Source organism: Microbacterium sp. No. 7, assembly GCF_001314225.1.
In the GTDB taxonomy this organism is placed as follows: Bacteria; Actinomycetota; Actinomycetes; order Actinomycetales; family Microbacteriaceae; genus Microbacterium.
The window spans coordinates 698501-722679 of sequence record NZ_CP012697.1 but is presented as its reverse complement, the minus strand read 5'-3'; the positions used below and the strand labels follow the sequence as shown (position 1 = coordinate 722679).

Annotated in this window: 18 protein-coding genes; 8 read left to right on the top strand and 10 right to left on the bottom strand. The window is 73.0% G+C overall.

Going from position 1 to position 24179, the window contains the following annotated elements; translation table 11 throughout:
- The first annotated feature begins 66 nt into the window (after nucleotides 1–66).
- From AOA12_RS03215 to AOA12_RS03195, 5 genes are all read left to right on the top strand, one after another.
- Nucleotides 67–1146, top strand: coding sequence for a helix-turn-helix transcriptional regulator (locus AOA12_RS03215; protein WP_054680061.1), 1080 nt, complete (start codon nucleotides 67–69; stop codon nucleotides 1144–1146).
- A 173-nt stretch (nucleotides 1147–1319) separates the two neighbouring features.
- Nucleotides 1320–3410, top strand: a complete 2091-nt coding sequence (locus AOA12_RS03210; protein ID WP_054680058.1) for a hydantoinase/oxoprolinase family protein — start codon at nucleotides 1320–1322, stop codon at nucleotides 3408–3410.
- 12 nt (nucleotides 3411–3422) lie between these two features.
- Nucleotides 3423–5354, top strand: a complete 1932-nt coding sequence (locus tag AOA12_RS03205) for a hydantoinase B/oxoprolinase family protein (protein WP_054680054.1) — start codon at nucleotides 3423–3425, stop codon at nucleotides 5352–5354.
- Between the two features lie 15 nt (nucleotides 5355–5369).
- Nucleotides 5370–5630 (top strand): hypothetical protein, encoded by a 261-nt coding sequence (locus tag AOA12_RS03200; protein WP_054680051.1) that lies wholly within the window; start codon nucleotides 5370–5372, stop codon nucleotides 5628–5630.
- 256 nt (nucleotides 5631–5886) lie between these two features.
- Complete coding sequence (locus tag AOA12_RS03195; RefSeq protein WP_054680048.1) at nucleotides 5887–6657, top strand: SDR family NAD(P)-dependent oxidoreductase; 771 nt, start codon at nucleotides 5887–5889, stop codon at nucleotides 6655–6657.
- A 63-nt stretch (nucleotides 6658–6720) separates the two neighbouring features.
- Here the strand turns inward: AOA12_RS03195 and AOA12_RS03190 are convergent, their stop codons facing one another.
- The 8 genes from AOA12_RS03190 to AOA12_RS03155 form a co-directional block, all read right to left on the bottom strand.
- Nucleotides 6721–8172, bottom strand: a complete 1452-nt coding sequence (locus AOA12_RS03190; protein ID WP_054680043.1) for an ABC transporter permease — start codon at nucleotides 8170–8172, stop codon at nucleotides 6721–6723.
- Entirely contained in the window at nucleotides 8169–8930 is a 762-nt protein-coding gene (locus AOA12_RS03185; protein WP_054680040.1) for an ABC transporter ATP-binding protein, read from the bottom strand. Before AOA12_RS03185 ends, AOA12_RS03190 begins: the two co-directional genes overlap by 4 nt.
- Nucleotides 8931–9237: 307 nt before the next feature.
- On the bottom strand, nucleotides 9238–9888 hold the full coding sequence (locus AOA12_RS03180; RefSeq protein WP_082405890.1) for a response regulator: 651 nt from the start codon (nucleotides 9886–9888) through the stop codon (nucleotides 9238–9240).
- Nucleotides 9885–11132 carry a sensor histidine kinase gene (locus tag AOA12_RS03175; protein WP_054680037.1) on the bottom strand — a complete coding sequence of 416 codons (1248 nt, stop codon included), beginning with the start codon at nucleotides 11130–11132 and terminating at the stop codon, nucleotides 9885–9887. Before AOA12_RS03175 ends, AOA12_RS03180 begins: the two co-directional genes overlap by 4 nt.
- Before the next feature lie 179 nt (nucleotides 11133–11311).
- Nucleotides 11312–12754: an MFS transporter gene (locus AOA12_RS03170; RefSeq protein WP_054686768.1), complete on the bottom strand. Its 1443-nt coding sequence runs from the start codon at nucleotides 12752–12754 to the stop codon at nucleotides 11312–11314.
- 427 nt (nucleotides 12755–13181) lie between these two features.
- Nucleotides 13182–13661, bottom strand: coding sequence for a hemerythrin domain-containing protein (locus AOA12_RS03165; protein ID WP_054680033.1), 480 nt, complete (start codon nucleotides 13659–13661; stop codon nucleotides 13182–13184).
- 273 nt (nucleotides 13662–13934) lie between these two features.
- Nucleotides 13935–15209 carry a DivIVA domain-containing protein gene (locus AOA12_RS03160; RefSeq protein ID WP_156366368.1) on the bottom strand — a complete coding sequence of 425 codons (1275 nt, stop codon included), beginning with the start codon at nucleotides 15207–15209 and terminating at the stop codon, nucleotides 13935–13937.
- A gap of 302 nt (nucleotides 15210–15511) precedes the next feature.
- Nucleotides 15512–16180, bottom strand: a complete 669-nt coding sequence (locus tag AOA12_RS03155; protein ID WP_054680031.1) for an NUDIX hydrolase family protein — start codon at nucleotides 16178–16180, stop codon at nucleotides 15512–15514.
- An 81-nt stretch (nucleotides 16181–16261) separates the two neighbouring features.
- On the opposite strand from AOA12_RS03155, the gene AOA12_RS03150 reads away from it, so the two are divergent.
- Nucleotides 16262–17023 (top strand): alpha/beta hydrolase, encoded by a 762-nt coding sequence (locus AOA12_RS03150; protein WP_082405888.1) that lies wholly within the window; start codon nucleotides 16262–16264, stop codon nucleotides 17021–17023.
- 12 nt (nucleotides 17024–17035) lie between these two features.
- The gene (locus AOA12_RS03145; protein ID WP_054680028.1) at nucleotides 17036–18001 is read left to right on the top strand and encodes an NAD(P)H-quinone oxidoreductase; all 966 of its coding nucleotides are present in this window, start codon (nucleotides 17036–17038) and stop codon (nucleotides 17999–18001) included.
- Between the two features lie 330 nt (nucleotides 18002–18331).
- Here the strand turns inward: AOA12_RS03145 and AOA12_RS03140 are convergent, their stop codons facing one another.
- Nucleotides 18332–19027 carry a histidine phosphatase family protein gene (locus tag AOA12_RS03140; RefSeq protein ID WP_054680025.1) on the bottom strand — a complete coding sequence of 232 codons (696 nt, stop codon included), beginning with the start codon at nucleotides 19025–19027 and terminating at the stop codon, nucleotides 18332–18334.
- Between the two features lie 303 nt (nucleotides 19028–19330).
- On the opposite strand from AOA12_RS03140, the gene AOA12_RS23800 reads away from it, so the two are divergent.
- Nucleotides 19331–21223 (top strand): ATP-binding cassette domain-containing protein, encoded by a 1893-nt coding sequence (locus AOA12_RS23800; RefSeq protein ID WP_054680022.1) that lies wholly within the window; start codon nucleotides 19331–19333, stop codon nucleotides 21221–21223.
- Nucleotides 21224–21376: 153 nt separating this feature from the next.
- On the opposite strand, the gene AOA12_RS03130 is transcribed toward AOA12_RS23800, so the two are convergent.
- On the bottom strand, nucleotides 21377–24052 hold the full coding sequence (locus AOA12_RS03130) for a DUF2298 domain-containing protein (RefSeq protein ID WP_054680019.1): 2676 nt from the start codon (nucleotides 24050–24052) through the stop codon (nucleotides 21377–21379).
- Nucleotides 24053–24179 lie beyond the last annotated feature (127 nt).

Genomic DNA, 24179 nt, shown 5'->3' with positions numbered 1-24179 from the left:
ACGCCGGGACGCAGGGATACAATGCGGTCCAAGCAGCAGCTCGGACCACGCAGCAGCGGAGCGCCCATGTCCACACCATCTCGCGGTACGGCCGGCGACCTGCGTGCGCGCATCGCGGCGCTCGCCGACGACGCCCGGGATGTCCTCGACAGCGATCTGCACGATGCGGACGCGTGGGGCGCCGACGCGCTCGAGCACCTCTGGGAGCGCGTCTCCGCCGAGATGACACGCGTGTCGAACGACCTCGGCGATCGACGGCTGGAGTCGCTCGTCGGACTGCTGGGAGACATCCGCGAAGCCGAGGCCGAGCAGAACCGACGCCGGCTCGCCCGCCAGAGCCGCATGCTGGCCAAGGTCGGCTCGGCCCTCGCCGAGCTGTCCACGGCCCGCACCGTCGACGAGCTCTTCGGCAGCGTGCCCGAGGCGACGTGCCGGCTGGGCTTCGACCGGGCCCTCGTGTCGACGGTCGACACGGCGTGGCGACTGCACACCATGTGCGTCGTCCGCGACCCCCGCTGGGCCGAGGAGATCGTCGCCGTCGGACGCGAGGCCTCGCCCCTGCTCGACCACGAGCTCGTCGAGAACGACAGCGTCGAGTACGCACAGGCCGTGCTCGTGCACGAGGTGCAGGACAACCCGCGCGTCAACCGCCCGCTCGCCGAGATCACGAAGTCGTCGTCGTACGGCATCGCCCCGCTCTTCGTCGACGGCGAGGTCGTCGGGCTCCTGCACGGCGACTACTATCACCAGCGCCGCACCCTCACGCGCGACGATCAGTCACTGCTGACGGTGCTCGCCGGCGGAGTCAGCCAGGCGCTGAGCCGCGTGACGCTCCTCGACGGGCTGGCCGGACTGCGCACGCGCCTCGACGGCCTCGGCAGATGGCGGCCGCAGTCCGCGGTCGAGGCATCCGTGATCGTGGCACGCGACGACGACGAGGTGCTCACGAGACGTGAGGTGCAGATCATGCGGCTCATGGCCGACGGCGACTCGAACGCGAAGATCGCACGCCGCCTGGTGATCTCCGAGGGCACCGTCAAGACGCACGTCACGCGCATCCTGCGCAAGCTCCACGCGACGAACCGCGCCGAGGCCGTCGCGGCCTGGCTGCGCGCGTCGGGCACGACGCCGGCCGCACGCCGCTGACCGCGGCATCCGAGATGCCGGATCCGCCCGAAGGTCGTACGAACGTCTGACCCCGGTCAGACGCGCAGCGCACGCAACCGGCGGAGAGTGGTCGTCAACCACGACGCGGATCGACGACGAACGCACACGGCGAGGGAGTCGCACCGCGCACCGTTCACCCGGAGGTGCATGCAATGACGCTCGAAGACCACCCCGCCGACTGGATCGTCGGCATCGACGTCGGTGGCACGTTCACCGACATCATCGGGCTCCGTCGCCGCACGGGGGAGACCCGCGACGGCAAGGTGCTGTCGACACCCGAGCAGGAGATCGGCGTGCTCGCGGCCCTCGAAGCGATCGACGTCGCACCGCACGACGTCGCCGAGATCGTGCACGGCCACACCGTCGGCATCAACGCGCTGCTGAGCCGCGCGGGCAACCGCACCGCCCTCCTCGCGACGCACGGCCACCGCGACCTGCTCGACATCGGCCGCATGCACCGAGAGTTCGGCGACCGCTTCTACGACCCGACGTGGCTGCGCCCGCACCAGGAACGCCCCATCGTGACGCGCGACGCTCGCTTCGGCGTCGCCGAGCGCCTGCGCTACGACGGCACCGAGCTGCTGCCGCTCGACGAGGAGGCCGTGCGCTCGGCCGCCCGGCGCATGGCCGAGCAGGGCACGGAGTCGGTCGCGATCTGCTTCATGAACTCCTACGTCAACCCCGCGCACGAACAGCGGGCGGCACAGATCGTGGCCGAGGAACTGCCCGGGGCCTACGTGCAGACCTCGGCGCTGTACCCCGTGACGCGCGAGCACGAGCGCACCGCCACGGTCGCCCTCGACGCCTACGTCGGCCCGACGGTCGTCGGCTATCTGCGCCGTCTCGTCGATCGGCTCGACGAGCAGGGCTTCGCGGGCACCCTCTGGATCATGATGATGAACGGCGGCGTCGCGACGATCGCCGACGCGAGCCGCGCACCCGTGTTCCAGCTCGTCTCGGGTCCCGTCGGAGGCGTGAGCGGCAGCGTCAAGCTCGCGGGCGAGGCGCGCAGCCCGCATCTGTTGACGATGGACGTGGGCGGCACGAGCACCGACGTCGCCGCCATCCGCGGGGGCAAGACGCCGCTCACCGACACGTGGACGCTGGAGACCGGGCTCACGCTGACGATGCCGCTCGTCGACGTCGAGAGCATCGGCTCGGGCGCCGGCAGCATCATCCGCGCCAGCCATCTGGGCAACATCGCCGTGGGTCCCGCCTCGGCGGGCTCGGTCCCCGGCCCGGTCTGCTACGGACGCGGTGGCACGGAGCCGACGCTGACCGACGCATGCGCCGCGCTCGGCATCCTCCAGCCCGACCTCTTCGCGAACGGCGCGATCCCGCTCGACATCGACGCCGCGCGCCGCGCGCTCGCCGAGGCCGCCACGCAGTGGGGGATGACGGATGCCGAGCTGGCATCCGCCGCGTACGAGATCGCGTGCCAGGACATCGCCGCGAAGATCCGCAGCATCTCGGTGTACCGCGGCCTCGACGTGCAGGAGTTCGCACTGCAGCCTTCGGGCTCCGCGGGACCGATGCTCGCCGATCGGGTCGGCCAGATCCTCGGCGTCGGCCGCGTGATCGTGCCGCGGAGCCCGGGGCAGTTCTCGGCGCTCGGGCTGCTCCGCAGCGATCTCATGGTCACGCAGGCACAGTCGATCATGACCCCTCTCACCCCCGACAACGCCGCCGGCATCGAAGCCGCCTTCGTCGCCCTGCAGGACCGCATCCGTGTCGAGCTCGTCGCCCAGGGCGTCGACGTCTCCACGCTCCGGTTCGACCGGGCGTTCTTCGGCATGTACCGCGGTCAGACCTGGGACAACCGCCTGCCCATCGCGGACGACGTGATCACCACCGAGACGGTCGATCGCCTGGTGCCGGCGTTCCACGCCTTCTATCAGGAGTCGTACGGCTTCTCGGCCGCCGAGCTGCCGGTGGTCGTGTCGACCGTCGAGGTCACGGCGGTGATCCCGCGGCACCAGAGCACGCCGGACCTGTCGCCCGACGAGGGTGATGCGTTCCTGCGCACCGCCCTCGTGCTCGTACCCGGCACGGCCGTGCCCGCCGAGATCCCGATCCACGTCCGCGAGCGGATGCGACCGAACGAGAGCGTGGACGGACCGGCGCTCATCGCCGAGAAGTTCGCGACGACGCTCGTGCTCCCCGGCCGGCGCGCCTTCGTGGACGACGACCTGAACCTCATCATCGATCGGCGGGCCGAGGCCGTCGACGGCACTCAGCGATAGGACCCGACCGCCATGACCATCATCGCCCCGAACCTCCACGAGCACGACGGGCCGGCCGTCGACGTCGAGCTCGACATCCTCCGCTACGGTCTCACCGAGGTCGCCCGCGAGATGCTCGACTCGCTCATGCGCAGCGCGTTCTCGCCGGTGTGCCGCGACATCCTGGACTGCACCGCCGCCATCCACGTGCGCACCGACGACGGGTGGGAGACCGCCGCCCTCTGGGAGGGCTGCATGCAGCACGCCTTCACGGCGCCGCACATCGCGAACTTCGCGATAGACGACTGGGACGTCGACACGATGCAGCCCGGCGACGTCATCTTCGTCAACGACCCGTGGCGTGGCACGATCCACCAGTCCGACGTGAACCTGCTGCGGCCTGTCTTCGTGAACGGCCGGGTCGAGTTCCTGCTGCACTCGACGTCGCACCTCGTCGATCTCGGCGGGGCGATCCCGGGCGGCTTCTCGAACGGCACGCAGACGCATTTCGAGGAGCAGCTGAAGCTGCCGCCGACGCTCCTGTACGCGAACGACGTGCCGGTGCGATCGACGTTCAACTTCCTCCTCGAGAACAACCGTGTTCCGCACCTCGTGCTCGGCGATCTGCGCGCGCTGCACGGCTGCCTCGTCGTGGGCGAGCGTCAGCTGCAGGACCTGATCGCCCGCAGCGGGCTGGAGAGGGTCCGCGCCGCGGGCCAGTACGCGATCGAGGCGACCGAGGCGAGCATGCGCCGCGGCATCGCGTCGATCCCCGACGGCGACTACACCGCGGAGGACTTCCTCGACGAGGACGGCATCACCGACGAGCCGATCCCCGTCGCCGTGACGGTCAAGGTGCGCGGCGACTCCATGGAGATCGACTTCTCGGGGTCGGGCCGTCAGCCGCTCGGCAACTGCGGCACGGCGTGGGCGGAGGCCGTGCGCTGCATCGAGGCGGTGAAGCTCATGGTCGACCCGTCGACGCCGGTCAACAGCGGCACGATGCGGCCGATCGAGACGATCCTCCCCTCGGGCAGCATCGTGCAGGTCCTGCCGCCGTCGAGCTGCTCGAACCACGCCGACATCGGCGCGCGGGCGATCAACGTCGTGACGCAGGCGCTCAGCCAGGCGACCTCCGAGTCGTTCGCCCCCGACAGCGGCACGGTCGTGGTGATCAGTCTGGGCGGCATCGACTCCCGTCCGGGACACGAGGGCACGCCGTGGGGCGCCTTCGCCCTCACCGGCGGCGGCTGGGGCGGCACCTGGAAGAGCGACGGCATCTCGTTCTGCATCGGTCCGATCGGAAACTGCCGCACGTCGGTGCAGGAGCACATCGAGATCGAGAGCCCGCTCGTCGTCGTGCAGCACGAGATGGTCATCGACACCGCCGGTGCGGGCCGGTTCCGCGGCGGGCTCGGCGGCGTGTACTCGATCTACGCGGAGTCCGACACGGCCGTGACCGTGACCGCCGACCGCGTGCGCGTCGGCGCTCCCGGCTCGAACGGCGGCGGGGCCGGCAGCCCCGCGTTCGGCTGGTACATCGAGGACTACGAGTTCGGGAAGCACGACGACGCCCTCGACCTGCGCGGCGCCGAGCCGCTGTTCGGCATGTTCGACGCCGAGGGCCGCCCCGACCCGAACTCCGGTCGGTTCGGCCTGGGCGCCCGCTACCAGACCGGCAAGTTCTCCGGCCTCGTCCTGAAGGCGGGCGATGCCCTGCGGTTCGTGATCGGCGGCGGAGGCGGCTGGGGCGACCCCCTGCTCCGTCCGGCGGAGCGCGTGCTCGCCGACGTCGTGGCCGGGCTCGTGAGCCGTGAGTTCGCCGAGCTCGCATACGGCGTCGTGCTCGGCGGCGACGACATCGACGCCGAGGCGACCGCGATCCTCCGCCGTCGGCACGCCGCCGAGCGCGACGCCGGCCGCTGGCATGTGCCCACCGCATCCCCCCTCACCTGGAAGATCTGAGAGAAAGGCACTCCCATGACCGTCGATCGGCTCCTGTTCCCCCGCCCCGAGACGCCGCGCGTCTACGTCGAGCGGCACCACGTGCCGGGCCTCTGCGCCCGTTGCGGCGCCGAGGCCCTCGCCCGCTACCCTGTCGCGAACCACCTCGGCCCGCGGATGGTGGTCAAGTGCCAGGAGTGCTTCCATCACGCATCCGTCACCCGCCCCGAAGCGGCGGACAACTGGCCGGCCTGGCGCGCACCGGCGCGGGACTGGCCCGCCTCGCGCGTCGGCTGACCGTCGCAGAGGGCCTCTCCGACGGTGTGCGCGCCCGCGAACGGATGCCGTCGTCCGCCGGGCGCGCACACCGAGGCACAACCGGAACAACGGTGCTGCACAAAGTTTGGCACTAGTGCCATTATGTTGTGACCGCGCATCGCCCCCACGCGGAGAACCACCGGCCTCACGCGTCGCCCGACCGACCCGGCCGCGCGCACATCGAACACGCGCGCACATCGAACAGAAGACGAAGAGAGCACGAGGAGCACAACCCATGTCCACGCCATCACTCGACGGCAAGATCATCCTCATCACCGGCGCCGCCGGCGGCATCGGCCGCGCCGCTGCGCTGCTCGCGACGTCGGAGGGGGCGCGCGTCGCGCTGACCGACCTCTCGGCGGAGGGCGTCGTCGCCACGGCCGACCAGGTCACCGCGGCGGGCGGCGAGGCCATCGCGCTGCCGGCCGACCTCACCAGGCTCTCCGAGGTGGATGCCGTCGTCGCCGGCACCGTGGAGCACTACGGCCGCCTGGACGGCGCGTTCAACAACGCGGGGCTCAGCGGCGGCCAGATCGGTCAGGGCGACCGCCGTCTCGCAGAGTGGGACGAGAGCGCCTTCGACCTGGCCATCGGGGTGAACCTCAAGGCCACCTGGCTGTGCCTGCGCGCCGAGCTGATCCAGATGGAGAAGCAGGACGGCGCCGGCTCGATCGTGAACACGTCCTCGCTCGCGGGAATCCGAGGCTTCCGCCACGCCGCGGGCTACGGTGCCGGCAAGCACGGCGTCATCGGGCTGACGAAGATCGCCGCCCTGGAGTATGCGACGACGGCCCGCGTGAACGCGATCTGCCCCGGCTACACCGACACGCCGCTGATGGCGGAGGCCAAGCGGATCCTCGGCGACGCGCTCTACGCGCGCATTCCCGTCGGCCGCCTCGCGCAGCCCGAGGACATCGCGCAGACCGCCGTCTGGCTCCTGTCGGACCGTTCCTCCTACGCGACCGGCGGCGAGTTCGTCATCGACGGCGGGTACACCGCGAGCTGACGTCGGCAGTGGTGTGCCCGCCCGCGCATCCGTCGCGGTCAGGCACACCGCTGACGTCGCGGCTCACGCGGCGAGCGCGGCGACCGGCGCGACGCGGGTGGCGAGGCGCGTGGGGACGACGGCGGCCACGAGGGTGAGCGCGGCCGTCGCGAGGGAGACCGCCGCGAGCACGCCCCACGGCAGCGCCGGGGCGACGAACGTCGGCGCGCTCCACGCGGGCGGCATCGCGACCGAGCCCAGCAGCGACTGCGCCGCCGCCCACCCGTACACCGCGCCGAGCACGAGGCCGAACACGAGCGCGGTGACCGTGACGTGCACCGCCTCGAGCAGCACGACGCGACGCACCTGGCGCGAGGTGAGCCCGAGCGCGCGCAGCAACCCCAGCTCGCGCCGGCGCTGCACGATGCCGATCGTCAGAAGGTTGACGAGCCCGACGCCCGCGATCACCGCCGACACGGCGACGAGCCCCATCATGACCGCCGCGAACGTGTCGAGCATCTGCGACACCTCGGTCATGGGCACCCCGCCCGCCGAGGCGACCATGACCGCCTTCACGGTCTCGTTCGCGACCGCGAACATCGTCACGAGCGTGACGCCCATCACGACGCCGATCGCCATGCGGCTGGAGCGCTCGGGATAGCGCAGCGCGTTCTCGGCGGCGAGCCGAGCGGTCGCCGAGCCGCCGAACGCGCGGCCGGTCAGCCGCAGCAGCGGGGGCATGACGAGCACCGCGCCGAGCGAGAGCCCGGTGAACGAGAACAGGCCGCCGACGAACGCGACGATCACGCCGAGCGGCGTCACGAGCCCCACCGCGATGCCCAGCCCGAGCAGCGCGGCGCCGACGGCGAACAGCGCGATCGCGGTCGCGTGCCGCCCGCGGTGACCGGCGACCTCCTCGTGCGTGCGCGGCGTCGACCCCGAGAGCGCCTGCAGCGGCGTCACCGTGAGCACGCGCCGCGACCCCGCCCACGCAGCCGCCCACGTCGTGAGCGCGACCACGGCGGCGGGGGCGAGCAGCACGGGCTGCAGGATGCCGTAGTCCGCGCTCACCGCGAGCGCGCGCTCGGCCCAGGCCATCAGTCCCCCCGCGGCCGCGACCCCCGCGACGAGGCCGGCCACCGCGCCGATCACCCCGACGATCGCGCCCTGCCGTGCGATCTCCGCGCGCTGCGCCCGCGCCGACGCGCCGATCAGCCGCAGCAACGCGATGTGCTGTGTGCGCCCCGCGACGATCGTCGCGAACGTGTTCGCGGTGACGATGGATGCCACGTACACGGCGACGCCGGTCAGCAGCACGCTCAGCATCCCGACGATGACGGCGAGCACCGCGGAGCCGCCGATGTAGGGGTCGGCCTGCAGCCACGCGCCGATCCATCCGGTCGCGGTGATGAGCAGCACGCCGAAGGCGGTGGAGATCGCGGAGACGAGCACGGTGGCGCCCATGCCGCGCTCGCGCAGCCATGCCGTGCGGCCGGCGGCCCGCGGCATCCGCTCGGCGGCGACGGCCGCGTTCATGCCGCGACCTCCGCGGCGAGCATGTGCGCCGAGATCTGCTCGGCGCTCTGCCGCGGCTTGTCGGCCACGATGCGTCCGTCGCCCAGGAAGATCACCCGGTCGGCGTACGACGCGGCGACCGGGTCGTGCGTGACCATCGCGATCGACTGGCCGTGCTCGCGGCACGCCGCCGCGAGCAGCGCGAGCACCTCGCGGCCCGCGCGCGAGTCGAGGTTGCCCGTCGGCTCGTCGGCGAACACGAGGTCGGGGCTCGTCGCGAGGGCGCGCGCGATCGCGACGCGCTGCTGCTGACCGCCCGACAGCTCGTGCGGGCGATGCCGGAGCCGCGGCGTGAGCCCCAGCGTCTCGACGAGCCCGTCGATGCGCTCGCGCTCCTGCGCCGTCGGCCGGCGTCCGTCGAGGTCGAAGGGCAGCAGGATGTTGCCGATGGCGTCCAGCGTCGGCACGAGGTTGAACGCCTGGAACACGAAGCCGATGCGACGGCGGCGCAGCACGGTGAGCTCGGTGTCGCCGAGGCCGGTGATCTCGGTGTCGCCGATCCAGGCGTGGCCGCTCGTGGGGGCGTCGAGGCCCGCCATGATGTGCATGAGCGTCGACTTGCCCGAGCCGGACGGTCCCATGATGGCGGTGAACTCGGCACGGCGGATGCCGACGGTCACGCCGTCGAGCGCGCGCACGCCGCTCTCGCCCGTGCCGTAGGTCTTGGTGAGGTTCTGCACCCGGGCCGTGAGCCCGAGGTCGGTCGTCGTGATCTGCATGCCTTCGACGCTACGGACGCCCCCGGAGGCGCCGCATCGCCCGCCGGTCGCGCCTCCCTACATCCGCAGGATGATCCCGCGCTACCCGTCCCCGCCGCCGCTGACCCCGCGAGGGTGCCACGTGTTCTCGCGAGGGTGCCACTTGTTCTCGCGAGGGTGCTTTGGTCGCGGGAACGCTTGATCGCGAGGGTGCTCGTTGTTTTCGCGAGGGTGCTTTCTAGAGCACCCTCGCGAAAACAACGAGCACCCTCGCCGGGATAAGTAGCACCCTCGCGGGGCGGGGCGGGGCGGGTGGGGCGGGCGGGAGTCAGGCGAGGCCGTGCTCGAAGGCGAAGACGACGAGCTGCACGCGGTCGCGCAGCGACAGCTTGGCGAGGATGCGGCTGATGTGGGTCTTCACGGTCGCCTCCGACAGGTACTCGCGCGCCGCGATCTCGGCGTTCGACAGCCCGCGCGCGGCGAGGGCGAAGATCTCGCGCTCGCGCTCGGTGAGCTCGTCGTACGCCGCGGGAACGGGCTCCGACGGCTCCTCGGGGAACTGTGCGAACAGCTCGCGCGTCGCCGACGCGGCGATGACGGCCGACCCCGCGTGCACCGTGCGGATCGCGGCGAGCAGGAACTCGGGGTCGGCGTCCTTCAGCAGGAAGCCGCTCGCGCCCTGCCGGATGGCGCGCGCGGCCGCCTCGTCGAGGTCGAACGTGGTCAGCATGACGATGCGCGGCGGCGCGGGGTCGGCGAGCAGCTCGGCGGTCGCGGCGAGGCCGTCCATCACCGGCATCCGGATGTCCATGAGCACGACGTCGGGCCGCGCGGCGCGCACGACGCGCAGCGCCTCGGCGCCGTCGGCGGCCTCGCCCACGACCTCGAGGTCGGGCTGCGAGTCGACGACCATGCGGATGCCGGCGCGGAACAGCGCCTGGTCGTCGACGAGCACGACGCGGATGGGGGTCTCGCTCACCGGGTCTCCTCCCGCTCTGCCGCCTCCGCCGGTGTGCGGGGCACGGCCTGGTCGTACGGGATCGTGCCCGAGACGACGAACTGTCCGTTCCAGGATGCCGTGGTGAGCCGCCCGCCGACCAGGCTCGCCCGCTCGCTCATGCCGATGAGGCCGTGTCCGCCCTCGTTCGGCTCCGCGCCGGCGCGGATGCCGTTGCGCACCTCGATCCGCACCTCCGCGCGCCCGTCCTCGGCGCGCGCGGCGTCGATCCATGAGAGCCGCACGTCGACGGGGCCGCCGTCGCCGTGCCGCAGCGCGTTCGTGAGCGCCTCCTGCAGGATGCGGAACACCGCGAGCTGCACCGCCCCCGGGGCCTCCCCTCTCGGCGCGGGATCGACGTCGACGCGCAGGTCGACGCCCGCGGCGCGCACGTGCGCGTAGAGCCCTTCCAGGTCGGCGAGCGTCGGCTGCGGGCCGTCGGCCTGGCTGTGCCGCAGCTGGGTGAGCAGCAGCCGCACGTCGGACAGCGCGGCCCGCGCCGTCGACGAGATGGTCTCCAGCGCGCGCGTCGCCGCCGCGGGGTCGGCGGCCGCGGCATACCGTGCGCCGTCGGCCTGGGCGATGACCACCGCGAGCGAGTGCGCCACGACGTCGTGCATGTCGCGCGCGATGCGGCCCCGTTCGTGCTCGGCGGCCGCGTCGGCCTCGGCGCGCTGCTGCGCGAGCCGGTTCTCGCGGGCGCGGATGCCGGTGCGCACGAGCGCGCCGACCGTCCACGACAGCAGCAGGGCGAGCACGGCCGAGACGAAGATCGCCACCGCGGCGCCGAGATAGTTCGAGACGACGCCCGGCGGGTTCTCGCCGAGGCCCAGCAGCGGCGGTACGAGCAGGTAGACGGCGATGACGACGGCACCGACGAACGCCGACGCGAAACCGAGCCAGAACACGAGCCGCGTGCCGTAGGCGGCGGTCGCGTAGAGCACGCCGAAGATCGCGATGTTGCCCGGCAGCGGCGGCAGTCCCGCCGCCATCTGCGCGATGGCGCTCACCCACGCCACACCCAACGCCAGGCCCGGAGCCTTGCGCCGCAGCGCGAACGCGGCGCACACGACGGCCGTCACGGCGATCGCGACGATGTCGTGCACGACGTCGGGCTGCCACAGGTCGCCCGACATGCCCACCGTGATCGCGACCGACAGCAGGAAGCCCGCGACGGCGAGCAGCACGTCGAACGTCAGCTGCGTGGTCGTGAGGGGACGGAACACGCTTCGACGCTACGCGAGGCCGCGGGCACCCGGCATCCGCCCCGCGATGTATTCGCACGTGGGGGCAGCCGGAGCGCGCCGGCAGATCACGACCGTGGGCAGAACATGACCGCGGGCAGATCACGACGCCGACAGAACACGACCGCCGCCGGAGACCGCCGCCAGGACACGACCGCCGCCTACGACTGGTCGGCGACCCCGCCGATCACCTCCTTGGCCGACGCCGGCGGCACCGGCACCGGCGGTGTCACCGAACCCGACGGTGCGTCGGCGGATGCGTCGCCCGACGCGGGATCCGACGCGGGCTGCGCCTCGTACATGCGCGAGAGCGTGCGGTACGACCGGGTCGCGAACGCGAGCGCCGCGGCGATCACCATCACGAGCCCCGCGAACACGAACACGAGGGCGATGCCGCGCGCCTGGCCGTCGCCAAGCAGCCAGCCCCACGTGGCCTGCCCTGCATCGGTCTCCATGAACGGGATGATCCAGAACTCGGCGAGCGGCGCGATGAGGAACGCGGTGACGGGCGCCGCCGAGACCTCCAGCGCGGTCGCGGCGCCGAAGACGCGGCCCTGCTTCTCGAACGGCACGACCTTCTGGATGACGGTCTGCTCGGCCGCCTCGACGACGGGCACGAGCACCATGTAGAGCCAGATGCCCGCTGCGTAGAGCCACCACCAGTCGCGCAGGGTGAACAGCGCGCCGAGCACGCCCATGCCCGCGACGACGAAGAGCATCGTGCGGATCGGGTTGCGTCCGAGCCCCTTGGCCGCCACGATCGCGCCGCCGACGATGAATCCCGTCGATGCGACGCCGAAGACGACGCCCCACACCTTCACGTCGAACAGCGTGAGCCCGTAGGGGTCCATGAGCGCCATGTAGACGCCGCCGATGAGGTTGTTGAACGTCGAGAACAGGATGAGCGCGAACAGGCCGGGCACGGCGCGGATCGCCAGCACCGCGCCGCGCACGTCGACGGGCGCGGCCGACGCGTCGCGCTCGGGCTTGTCCTCGGGCACGCGCAGCATCGCCAGATGCAGGAGGGGCAGGGCCGTGAGCGCGATCGCGATGACGAGCGTGCCGCCCATGCCGACGAAGCCGATAGCGAGGCCCGAGAGCACGCTCGTGACGATGAAGGCGAGGCCCTGCACCGTGCCGACGAGGCCGTTCGCGTTGGCGTGCCGCTCGGTCGGAACGAGCAGCGTGACGGTCGTCGACAGCGCGATGTTGCGCAGGTTCTCGACGACGGCGCCGGCGAGGATGATGCCCGAGAACAGCCAGAACCACGGGGCGCCCAGGTCGAGCAGCGAGGCCTCGGGGAACGCGAGGTAGAGCGCGCCGGCCGCGAGGAACGCGACGAGCGTGATGAGGGCCGACACGAGCATGACGCGCTGCTTGCGGTGGCGGTCGACGACGGTGCCGAAGACCATCCCGAACACCGCGAGCAGCAGCATGTACGCGCCACCGATGATGCCCGTGGCCAGGACCGACCGGGTCTCCAGGTACACCCAGAAGGTCAGGGCGAACCACAGGAAGCTCGTGGTGATGTTCGCGACGGCCGTGTTGACCAGCACGTGCAGGAACGTGCGCTCGCCGCGCGGGGGCACGACCCGCGGCGGCACGCCGGGCTGCGGCGCAGCGGACTGCGGCGCGTCGGACTGCGGTCCGGCGGGCGGGGACGAAAGCGGTTCCTCGGTCACGACGCCGACACTACCCGCGGCCTCCGACATCGCAACAGGGCCCCGCGCACGGCACCCGGCGGCGCCCGCCCGGACCCCGGCATCCGGCACCCGGCACCCGGCACCCGGCATCCGCCGCCCCCGGCCCCCTGAAGCACCGGGCACTCCTGGCCGCCTCGCGCGCCGGCATCCGGCCACGACCGCCCACGAGTCCGGCGCGTCGGAAAGCAGTGGGCGCTCGTGGCCGGATCGTGCACGGGGAGGCGGCCACGACCGCCCACCATCGCAGCCGGCCACGAACGCCACCATCGCAGCCGGCCGCGACCGCCCACCTGCGCCGGCGGCACCCGCCCGCGCCGCCCCGCGCCGGTCAGAGCGGGCCCAGCGCGTCGGCGGGGTCCGCATCGAGATCGAGCGTCGCGAGGATGCCGAGGAGCTCGCGCTCCTCGTAGCGGAAATGCGACTCCATGATCGCCGCCAGGCCCTCCAGATGCCGCGACAGCACGTCGCGTCCGGCATCCGCCGCGATCGCGCGCTCGAACTGCCCGAGCAGCGTCCCGATCATCTCGTGGTCCTGGGTGAGCTTCGCGATCGTCGCGCGCAGCTCGGGATGACGCGCCGACAGCTCCGGGAACAGCGCGACGTCCTCGCCCACGTGGTGGCCGCCGAGGGCCACGCAGAACCCGTGGCAGTACAGCAGCAGGTCGGTGCGCACCGACGCGTGCTCCCCGGCATCCGACGCCCCGTCCACGGCGTCGCGCGCCACGCGCAGGGCGCGACGCAGCCGGTCGTGCGCCGCGGACAGCTCGCGGTTCCAGGCGACGAGCCTGGTCTTCTCGCCCTCACTCACGGGTGAGGAACAAGGAAAGGGTCATGTTCGACCGCCTTCCGGGTTCGACGCCTCCATGTCTGACGCAGTCCGCCATCGACACGCGACGCTGGGAGCCAGTCTACGGGCTGCCGATCCAGCACGCGGCACGCGGCACGCGCCCCTGCACGGCCCCCTCACGCGCGAGACCCCGGGCCCTCCGCTCCGGCGACGATGACCTCCAGCACACGGCCCCCTCACACGCGAGACCCCCGGACCGCGGGGTCCGGGGGTCTCGCGGCGGGATGCCGTCGGTCAGTGCTGCTCGTCGACCTCGGCGTCGATGACCTCGTACTCCGCCTCGGGCTGCGGCGCCTCGGCGGGTGCGGCGACCGGCGCGGCGTCGCCGCCGTCGGTGACGCCCTCGGGGCGCATGAGCTCGCGCACCTCGGCCATGAAGCTCGTCAGCTGGTGCTGCTGCCAGCGCAGCTGACGCGTGCGGTCCTCGGCGTCGCGCAGCACGGCCTCGGCGTGCCCCGTGACGGTGTCGATGATCTTGCGCGACTTGACCTGGGCGCGGTCGAGCACCTCGCGGGCGCGCAGCTTGGCGTCGGCCTCGATCTGCTGGGCCTGGGCGCGCATGAGGCGGTCGAAGTCGTCAGCCTTCGCGGTGATGCGCTGCGAGTGCTCCAGCGACGCGGCGACCTGGTCGTTGGCGTCCTTCGTGATGCGCTCGGCGTGCGCGACCGCCTGGTTGTGCAGCATGAGGAACTCCTGCTGCGCGTCGTCCTGGCGGCGCGTGAGCGACTCCTCGAACTCGAGCACGCGCACGCGCATCTCGCGCACGGCGGTCTCGGCGTCGGCGCGGGCCTGCTCGGTCTCGCGGGAGACGAGCGAGCGCAGCGCGGCGGCGCCCTTCTCGGCCTCGGTGCGGATCGCGACGGCCTCCTGCTCTGCCTGCGTGACCTTCTCGGCGGCGTGCGCGGCCTCGCGCTCGAGCTGCGCCGTGTGCGCCTGCAGCTCGGTCTCGATGCGCAGGCGCGCCTGCTGCGCCTCCTGCTCGGCGCGCGACGCGATCGCCTGGGCGTCGGCCTGCGCGTCCTTGCGACGGCTCTCGATCTCCTCGTGCGCGGCGGCGAGCAGGCGCTCGGCCTGGGCGCTCGCGTTGCGGATGATGGCGCTGGCCTGCTCCTCGGCGACGTGCAGCACCTCTTCGAAGCGCCCGCGCTCGGCCGACTCGCCCGTGGCGCCCATGAGCTCCTCGGTGAGGGTCTGCACCTGCTGCTCGGCGGTCGTCGCCTTCGCGCTCATCACCGACAGCTGCGACTCGAGCTCGGCGACGCGACGCGCGGCATCCGCGCCGGCGCTGTCGAGGTTGCTGCGCAACTGCTGCAGCTGGCGCGCGAACTCCTGCTCGCGCGCCTGGGACTTGCTCGCGAGCTCGCTCAGCGCGGCATCGACCTCGGCCTTCTCGTAGCCGCGGAACGCGGTGGTGAAGGCCGTCGGGACGGACTGCTCGGCTCCGGGCCCCTCGAACAGCGAGTCGAACGGCGAATGCTCGTCTCGTGTGCTGGACTGCTGGTCGGTCATGATGCTGTGCCTCCGCTGTCGGGTCGCACGCCGAACATCTCGCGGCGCGTCGTGAGAGGGCGATGTCTTCGAGGATCGGCCGGCTCCCCCTCGCGCAGCCGATATCTCGAACTTTACCGGCTCTTCCGGCTTTGGGTGAGGGCCGGATGACACGCGGCATCACGGATCGCACGACGAGCGCCCGGACAGGATGCCGCGGTGCCCCGCCTCGACGCGCCGACGAGTGCCGAGGACGTCAGCGCCGCGTGCCCCGAGGACTCAGCGCCACTCGCCCCGTAGCCCTGCGCGGCGCGCCCGGGCGTTCAGCGCAGCGCGCCCACGCTCGCGAGCGCGAGCCGCACGAGCGTCGAGCGCCCGCCCTCCATCTCGCTCGCGAGAGCGTCGGATGCCGCCTCCTCCGGCGTCATCCAGGTGACCTCCAGCGCGTCCTGACGCGGCTCGCACGTTCCCGTCACGGGGACGACGAACGCGAGCGACACGGCGTGCTGCCGGTCGTCGTGGAAGGCACTCACCCCGGGCAGCGGGAAGTACTCGGCCACGGTGAACGGCACCGGCTGCGGCGGCAGCAGCGGGAACGCCATGGGTCCGAGGTCGTTCTCCAGGTGGCGGAAGAGGGCGTCACGGATGGTCTCGCCGTAGCGCACGCGCCCCGAGACGATCGAGCGGGTGATCTCGCCCAGCGGCGTCGCCCGCAGCAGGATGCCGACCTGGGTGACCGCGCCGAGCCCGTCGGTGCGCACGGGCACCGCCTCGACGTAGAGCATGGGCAGCCGGCGCCGCGCCTCGGCGAGCTCGACGTCGGTCAGCCACGCGGGGTTGCTCGCGTTGCCGGGTGCCGGCGAGCCGAACGAGCCGTCGCCCAGCGGATGCCCCGGCCGACCGAACGACGCCCCCACGCCGCGCAGCGGATCGTCGGGCGTGCCGTCGTCGTCGCGCTCGTTCGGGTCGGGGTCGGGGGTTCGCACGGCCATGATCCATGTATACCCTCACGCGCGCCGGGGCCCGGCATCGCGGCATCCGGCCGTGTCGGAGCCCCCTGCCAGAATGGGCGCATGGCCTCCGCACCCGACAGCCCCGCACCCGACAGCGCCACGACCGGCGGCACCCCCGGCGGCGGCACGCCCGGCGTGGACATCCCCGCCCTCGACGACGGCGCCGTGCTCTGGTCGGTCCCGCCCGAGGAGCGCGACGGCCGTCCCCTGCTCGTGCTGCTGCACGGCTACGGCTCGCACGAGGGCGACCTGTTCGGCCTCGTGCCGTATCTGCCGCCCGAATACGTCGTCGCCGCGGTGCGCGCGCCGCTCACCCCGCCGTTCCCCGCACCGGGGTGGTCGTGGTACCCGATCGAGGGGCTCGACGGCCGATCGCCCGCGTCGATCACACGGGCGGCGGAGCGGTTCATCGCGTGGGTGGATGCCGCGACCACGGCCGATCGCGTCGGCCTGCTGGGCTTCTCGCAGGGCGGCGCGATCTCGTTGCAGGCCCTGCGGCTGCAGCCCGAGCGGTTCGCTTTCGCCGTCAACCTCTCGGGATACGCGGATGCCGCACCGCTGGCATCCGACGCCCGCCTCGCCGAGCTGAGACCGCCCGTCTTCTGGGGGCGCGGCGACCGCGACGAGGTCATCCCCGCCGACCGGATCGCGCACACGGTGCAGTGGCTGCCGGCGCACGTCGATCTCAGCGGACGCGTGTACGCCGGGCTCGGCCACAGCGTCTCGCAGCAGGAGCTCGACGACGTCGTGGCGTTCCTGCGGGCGCGGCTCCAGCCGGCGCCGCGTTCGACGGGCTCTCCGGCCGACGGGCTCTGCGGCTGACAGACTGGGGACATGCGCGCCGTCACCGGAACCGAGGAGCTGTCCGTCTCCGACCTGCCCGACCCCGTCGCGGGGCCCGGCGAGGTCGTGATCGATGTCGTCGCCGCGGGCGTCAACCGCGCCGACATCCTGCAGCGCAGCGGCCACTATCCGCCGCCGCCCGGGGCGTCCGACGTCTACGGCCTGGAGGTCTCGGGAACGATCGCCGAGGTCGGCGAGGGCGTGCAGGGCTGGAGCGTCGGCGACGAGGTGTGCGCGCTGCTCGCCGGCGGCGGCTACGCCGAGAAGGTCGCCGTGCCCGCCGTGCAGGTGCTGCCCGTGCCCGCGGGCATCGATCTCGTGACCGCCGCCGCTCTCCCCGAGGTCGCCTGCACGGTCGTGTCGAACCTGCTGCTGACGGCGCATCTGCGGCCCGGCGAGCTGCTGCTCGTGCACGGCGGCTCCAGCGGCATCGGCACGCACGCGATCCAGGTCGCGCACGCGCTCGGGGCCCGCGTCGCGACGACGGCGCGCACGCCGGAGAAGCGTGCCCGCGCCGAGTCCCTCGGCGCCGACGTCACGATCGACTACACGACCGAGGACTTCGCCGATGTCGTGAAGCGGCACGGCGGCGCCGACGTCATCCTCGACATCATGGGCGCCAAGTACCTCGCGCAGAACGTGTCGGCGCTGCGCAGCGGCGGACGGCTCGTCGTCATCGGCCTGCAGGGCGGCACGAAGGCCGAGATCAACCTCGGCGCGCTGCTCGCCAAGCGCGCGAGCGTGCACGGCACGACGCTGCGCTCGCGCCCCGTCGACGGGCCGGGCTCGAAGGCCGAGGTCGTCGCCGCGACCCTCGAGCACACCTGGCCGCTCATCGCCGCGGGCACGGTCGTACCTGTCGTCGACGCCGTCTTCCCGCTCGCCGACGCCACGGCCGCGCACGACCGCGTCACGGGCGGCGACGCGATCGGCAAGGTGCTGCTCCAGGTCCGCTGACCCCCGCATCCCCGCACCCCAGCACCTCCACGCCTCGAGCACGCACCTCCCGCCCGAAAGCACGCCTCCCGGCGAAAGTGCATCGGCTGGCCGAAAGCACACCTCCCGGACGAGAGTGCAACTCCCGGACGAGAGTGCAACTCCTGGCCGAGAGCACACCTCCCGGCCGAGAGTGCATCTCTCGGCCGAGAACGTGGATGCCCGGCGCACGCTCGGCCGCCCGATGCACTCTCGCGGGACGGCTCGCGGGACGGGATGCGCCGAACCGCGCGGCACGGGGCCGAGCGGGACGCCCGCGGGGCCCGGGGCGTCAGGCGCCGGTGTGGGGCGTCAGCCGCCGGTGTGGGGCGTGACGTCGAGCAGGGCGTCGTGCGCGTGGCCGCCGTCGAGGTGGATGCCGCCGATGGGACGTCCCACGTAGTCGCGCAGCGCCCATCCGGCATCCGGGTCGCCCTCGAGCACCGCCATCCCCGTGTTCGGCATCGACGTGCCGCGCACGAGCGACGTGCCCGTGCGCAGCGTGACCCACGCCCGGATCGCAGCGCCGTGGCTCACCACGACCGCCGTCTCGTCGTCGTTCAGCGGCGACACGGTCGCGTGCACGGCCGCGTCGAACCGCGCCAGGAAGTCGGCCCCGTCGGGCGCGCCGGGGAGGGCGTGCGCCAGATCGCCGTCGGCCCACGCGAGGAGCGCGGCCCGGTACGCGGCGACCGCCGCCCACTCGCGCGACATCTCCCAGTCGCCGGCCAGGATCTCCTCGAACCCGTGCTGCACGCGGGCGTCGACCCCGAGCCGCTCGGCCAGCGGCGCGGCCGTGAGCCCCGTGCGCACGAGCGGCGACACCGCGATCGCCGCGATGCCGCCCGGAGCCAGGGCGTCGGGGATCGCACCCGGAGCCAGCGCGTCGGGGATCGCGGCGGCCTGACGCAGGCCCAGCTCGGTCAGCCCGGCGCCGGGATAGGCCGTGTCGAGAGCACCCGTGACGTTGTTCGGAGTCTGAGCGTGACGGATGAGGAGCAGGCGCATGCCACCAACCTACGGTCGGAACCTGAACACTCGGCCTGTGCGGTTCACAGCCGGGCGCGCGCGACGTGGGGTATCGTGGCGTGCGTTCCTGTCCCGAGTGTGAGGAAGACCGTTGAAGGGTATCGACGCCGCCGCGCTGTAAGCCGCGCCTGAGCCGTCGCCTTTCACGACGGGTTCCGCGCGGTGATCCACACCCGTCGCGTCGACCCGTCCGCTCCCTCGGTCCTTCCGCCGTTCCTCGTCGGCGTCCCCGGCATCCGGAGCATCCGCGCGTGTCGTCGCGACCCGAATCTCGGGAGACACATGTCCGCACACGATTCCTCGGTCGTCCTCGACCGGCTCACCTTCACCTGGCCCGACGGCACCGTCGCGCTCGACGGCGTCTCCGGCGCCTTCGGTACGCGCCGCACGGGGCTCATCGGCCGCAACGGGAGCGGCAAGTCGACGCTGCTGCGCCTCATCGCGGGCGAGCTCGCCCCGGCATCCGGCTCGGTCGCCACGCGCGGGCGCGTCGACCGGCTGCCGCAGCAGCTCACCCTCGACGTCGACCGGCCCGTCGCCGAGCTGCTCGGCATCGCACGCAGCCTGCACGCCGTGCGCGCGATCGAGAGCGGCGACGTCGACCTCGCCCACTTCGACGCCGTCGGCGACGACTGGGACGTCGAGGCCCGCGCGACGGCCGCGCTCGCCCAGGCGGGGCTGCCCGACGGCGCGCTCGACCGGCGCGTCGGCGAGCTGTCCGGTGGCGAGGCGGTGCTGGCCGCGCTCGTCGGCGTGCAGCTGCGCGGCGCCGGCATCGCGCTGCTCGACGAGCCCACGAACAACCTCGACCGCGACGCGCGCGCCCGCGTGCGCGACCTCGTGCGGGGATGGCGCGGCACACTCATCGTCGTCAGCCACGACACGGCACTGCTGGAGCTCATGGACGACACCGCCGAGCTGTATCGCAACGAGCTGTCGGTGTTCGGCGGCCCGTACTCCGAATGGCGGGAGTGGCGGGACACCGAGCAGGAGGCGGCCCGCGCGGCCGAGACCGCGGCGCGCCAGGCGCTGCGGCGCGAGAAGCGCGACCGCATCCACCAGGAGCAGGTGCTCCAGACGCGCGCCGCGATGGGCCGCAAGGCGCAGCTCGAGAAACGCGTGCCCGGCATCGTCGCGGGCGGCCGCAAGCGCGCGGCGCAGGAGTCGGCGGGCCGGCTGCGCGGCGAGGCGTCGGAGAAGGAGCAGGCCGCGCGCGAGGCGCTGGATGCCGCCGGGCGCCGCGTGCGCGACGACGACACCGTGCGCATCGACCTGCCCGACCCGGCCGTCGCCGCGGGGCGCCGCATCGCGACGATCGGCGGCTGGGTGATCCAGGGGCCCGAGCGCGTCGCCCTCGTCGGCCCCAACGGCGCCGGCAAGACAACCCTGCTGCGACGGCTCGTGGGCGACGGCCCGAACGGCGCTGCCGTGCCGGACGGCGGCGCCGGGCCCGACGGCGTTCACAACTCAGGAAAACCCACGGCCCGACCGGGCCAAGAGCCCGATGCGGGATCGGATCTCCTGAATTGCGAACGGGACGGAGCAGGTTCGGAGCGGGGAAGGAGCCCGGGCGGCAGCACCGGGCCGGACGACCGACCCGAGACGGACGGTGTGCACAACTCAGGAAAACCCACGGCTCAGTCGGGCCAAGAGCCCGATCCGGGACCGGATCTCCTGAATTGTGAACGGGACGGAGCAGGTTCGGGCCGGGAAGGTGACCGGGGCGGCGCGCGGGAGGAGATCGCGATCGTCGCGCACACCGAACGGATCGGATACCTGTCGCAGCGCATCGACGGGCTCGACGACGCCGCGACGGTGCTCGACAACGTGCGCACCGCGGCGCCGGGTGCGGGCGACGTCGAGCTGCGCAACCGCCTCGCGCGATTCCTCGTGCGCGGCGACGCCGTGCTGCGACCGGTGTCGGCGCTGTCGGGCGGCGAGCGGTTCCGTGTCGCCCTCGCGACGCTGCTGCTCGCGGATCCGCCGCCGCAGCTGCTCGTGCTCGACGAGCCGACGAACAACCTCGACCTCGACACGCTCGATCAGCTCGTCACGGCGCTCTCGTCCTATCGCGGCGCCGTGCTGGTCGTGAGCCACGACGAGGGCTTCCTCGGCCGGCTCGGGCTCGACCGCACGCTCGAGCTGCGCGACGGCGTGCTGAGCGAGCTGTCCTGACCGGATGCCGGGTCCGGATGCCGGGTCCGGCTGCCGGACCACCGCGCCCGAACTCCTCCGATTCGAGGACCAGCGCCCGCCCACGCGCGCTTTCCCACCCCACGGGGCGCGAATCGGAGGAGTTCGGACCGCGGCAGCGCCGGCATCCGGTCGTCAGCCGACGCGCACGACCGCCGTGGTGCCGCTGCGGAACACGACCTCGCCGAGGGCCTCGATGCGCGCGGGGTCCATGTCGGGGTACCGCGAGCGCTCGAGCTCGCCGACGATGACGTAGGTCACGTCGTAGCGCTGCAGGAAGTCGGCGGCGTAGACGTCGGGCTGCGTGTAGAACTCCTTGATCTCGCGCGTGCGCGGGGCGACGACGGCGCCGTAGGCGTCGGGCTGGCTCGCCGACGTGCGCCACAGCCACTCGTGCGTGTCCCAGCCGAGCACGGTCGGCAGCCCCGTGAACGACGAGATGCGGGAGAGGTGCGTGTACGACACGCCCGCGGCCTCCACGATGTGCGGCTGACCGTCGACCTCCGCGTTGAGCCACGCGATCGCCGCGGCGTCGTCGGCGAGGGCCTCGTTGTGCTGCTGACCGCCGATGAGCGTGGTGCCCGGGGCGGAACGCGCCATCCACGCGGCCCCGTCGTATCCCCGGTAGTCGGCGGGACGCAGCGTCGGGATCACCTGCGGCAGGGCCGCGAGCGGGTACCAGGCCGGCGCGACCGCCGCCGCGAGACCGAGCACGAGCACGGTCGTGCGCACGACGGCGCGACCACCCGCCGCACGACCCCCGTCCACCGCCGCGCCGCCCCCGTCCGCCGCCGCACCACCTCCGTCGCCCGCCGCGCCGTCCGCGTCCGCCGCCGCACCGCTCGCCGCCGCGGCGCGGCGTTCGCGCCAGGCGTCCCACGCGCGCAGCGCGGCACCCGCCAGCACGTACGGCATGACGATGCCGAGCAGGATGCTCGCCTGATAGGTCAGCTTGAACATGGTGTTCGCGCGCGCGAACCCGTTCTCATAGATGTCGACGACGTAGACGACCTCGGGCACGGCGATGAGCCCGACCGCGCACAGGCCGAGGGCGACGACGATCCAGTCGCTCGCCGGGCGGTCGCGCACGAACGGCCGCGCCGCGACGAACGCGATCGCGCCGCCGAGCAGGATGAGCAGCTGCGGGCCCCAGACGACGAGCAGCTGCGACACGGGCGTGTGCGCCTGCGCGAACGCGATGCTGCGTGAGATGGGGTCGAACCCGAGGCCGAACGGCAGCGCGACGAGGTGCGCGAGGGCGAACGCGAACGCGACCCCCGCACCGTCGCGCGTGAGCCGTTCGTCGCGCACACGCAGGCAGAACGCCGCGAGCCCACTGCCGGCGAGCATCACGACGGTCGCGAGCACGACGTCGCCGATCACGGCGAACGGCACGAGCACGCATAGCTGCTGCACGGCGAACAGGCCGAGGGCGGATGCCGTGGGCCGCGGGCGCGCGCCGATCGCCGCCACGAGCACGACGCCCGCGAGCACGACGTAGTAGATCACGAGGTCCCAGTAGTTGCCCATCAGGAACACCGCGAGCGCGAGCGCGCCGAACAGCGGGAGGGGCGTGCGCACGAGGGCCTGGGCCGCGCCCCGCAGGCGCGCCGCGACGGGGGCGCCGGGGTCCACGGCATCCGTCGTCGCCTGCGTCGACCGCGTGGCGACGTGCTGGATCACGAGACCGATGAACAGCAGCACGAACAGCGTGTTGACGAGGTGCGCGTGCAGGTCGCCGACCAGGAACGAGTACGACGGGAACTCGTGGATCGTCTTGTCGGTCGTCTCGGGGTTGTAGCCGATGTAGCGCGTGGATCGCGGGTAGAACCAGTCCGCGGTGCTGCCCAGCGGAAGGCCGGCGGCACTGCCCGCCTCGATGAGCCCGCGACCGGGACCGTTCGTCGCGTAGAAGAAGGAGTGCGCGTTGCCGGCGACGCCGACGAAGAACGCCGTGGCGAGGGCCGTGAGCGCGTGCCGACGGGCACGTCCGGGCCGACGCCAGGCGCTCAGCTGCCATCCGATCGCGGCCGCGAGCGTGAGCGCGTAGGCGACCGTCGAGGCGACGGCGAGGTTGTAGCCGACCGCGGGCGGCACGAGGCTCAGCTTGACGAACAGCGTGTAGAAGAACTGCCCGAAGTAGTAGTAGTTGATGTCGTGGCCGGCGAGCCAGGGGTCGGCGGCGGGCAGCGCGTCGCTGCGGACGAGGCTCATCATGAACCCGAAGTCCATGAACTTCTCGAGTCCGTCGATCGCCGGGTTCATGCCGCGCACATAGCTCCATGCGCCGAGCGCCACGACGAACAGCGCCGCGAACAGGGTCGCGCCGACGAGCGCGTGGCGGTCGCCGCGCAGGTCGCGCACGCCGGCGCGCAGGCCCGGCGGCCCCCAGCAGGCCGCCGCGAGCGCGGCGAGGACGAGCCAGATCGCCCACGACTGGAACGGCAGGATGCGCAGGGATGCCAGGGTCCACACCGCGAGCCCGACGAGCAGTCCGCCGAGCGCGAGCGCGAAGGGCAGCACGACCGCGGGCGTGCGATGGAACAGCCGCACGGCGAGCGGCCACACGGCGGCGCCGGGCAGCGCGAGCGTGAACAGCCAGACGCCCCACAGCCAGCCGTCGCCCTGCAGCAGGAGCAGCGAGGCCACGGCGAGCGCGGCGACGAGCACGACGGCGACGAGCACCGGCGATACGCCCCCGCGAGGCACGACGCGGGACGTCGCCGCGGAATCGGTCGACGGGCTCGTGGCCGTGCCCTCCGCCGGGCTCGTCTCCGCGCGCGGCTCGCGGCTCGGGGCAGGGCTCGTCACGGGGCTCCTCGGGATGGGTGCGGGTGTGGACTACGGGTCAGGTGGCGGTCCGTGCACGGGCACGGTGCCGCCGGTTCTCGACGCTACCGCAGAGCCCCGACACGCGGGCGCGATCGGGGTCGCGCCC

Bases quoted from the DNA above. Each gene is read 5' to 3' on its own strand.
- AOA12_RS03210 (WP_054680058.1), top strand. From the start codon at position 1,320: ATGACGCTCGAAGACCACCCCGCCGACTGGATCGTCGGCATCGACGTC.
- AOA12_RS03160 (WP_156366368.1), bottom strand. From the start codon at position 15,209: ATGACCGACCAGCAGTCCAGCACACGAGACGAGCATTCGCCGTTCGAC.
- AOA12_RS03185 (WP_054680040.1), bottom strand. From the start codon at position 8,930: ATGCAGATCACGACGACCGACCTCGGGCTCACGGCCCGGGTGCAGAAC.
- AOA12_RS03140 (WP_054680025.1), bottom strand. From the start codon at position 19,027: ATGCGCCTGCTCCTCATCCGTCACGCTCAGACTCCGAACAACGTCACG.
- AOA12_RS03215 (WP_054680061.1), top strand. From the start codon at position 67: ATGTCCACACCATCTCGCGGTACGGCCGGCGACCTGCGTGCGCGCATC.
- AOA12_RS03190 (WP_054680043.1), bottom strand. From the start codon at position 8,172: ATGAACGCGGCCGTCGCCGCCGAGCGGATGCCGCGGGCCGCCGGCCGC.
- AOA12_RS03205 (WP_054680054.1), top strand. From the start codon at position 3,423: ATGACCATCATCGCCCCGAACCTCCACGAGCACGACGGGCCGGCCGTC.
- AOA12_RS03150 (WP_082405888.1), top strand. From the start codon at position 16,262: ATGGCCTCCGCACCCGACAGCCCCGCACCCGACAGCGCCACGACCGGC.
- AOA12_RS03200 (WP_054680051.1), top strand. From the start codon at position 5,370: ATGACCGTCGATCGGCTCCTGTTCCCCCGCCCCGAGACGCCGCGCGTC.
- AOA12_RS03145 (WP_054680028.1), top strand. From the start codon at position 17,036: ATGCGCGCCGTCACCGGAACCGAGGAGCTGTCCGTCTCCGACCTGCCC.
- AOA12_RS03195 (WP_054680048.1), top strand. From the start codon at position 5,887: ATGTCCACGCCATCACTCGACGGCAAGATCATCCTCATCACCGGCGCC.
- AOA12_RS23800 (WP_054680022.1), top strand. From the start codon at position 19,331: ATGTCCGCACACGATTCCTCGGTCGTCCTCGACCGGCTCACCTTCACC.
- AOA12_RS03155 (WP_054680031.1), bottom strand. From the start codon at position 16,180: ATGGCCGTGCGAACCCCCGACCCCGACCCGAACGAGCGCGACGACGAC.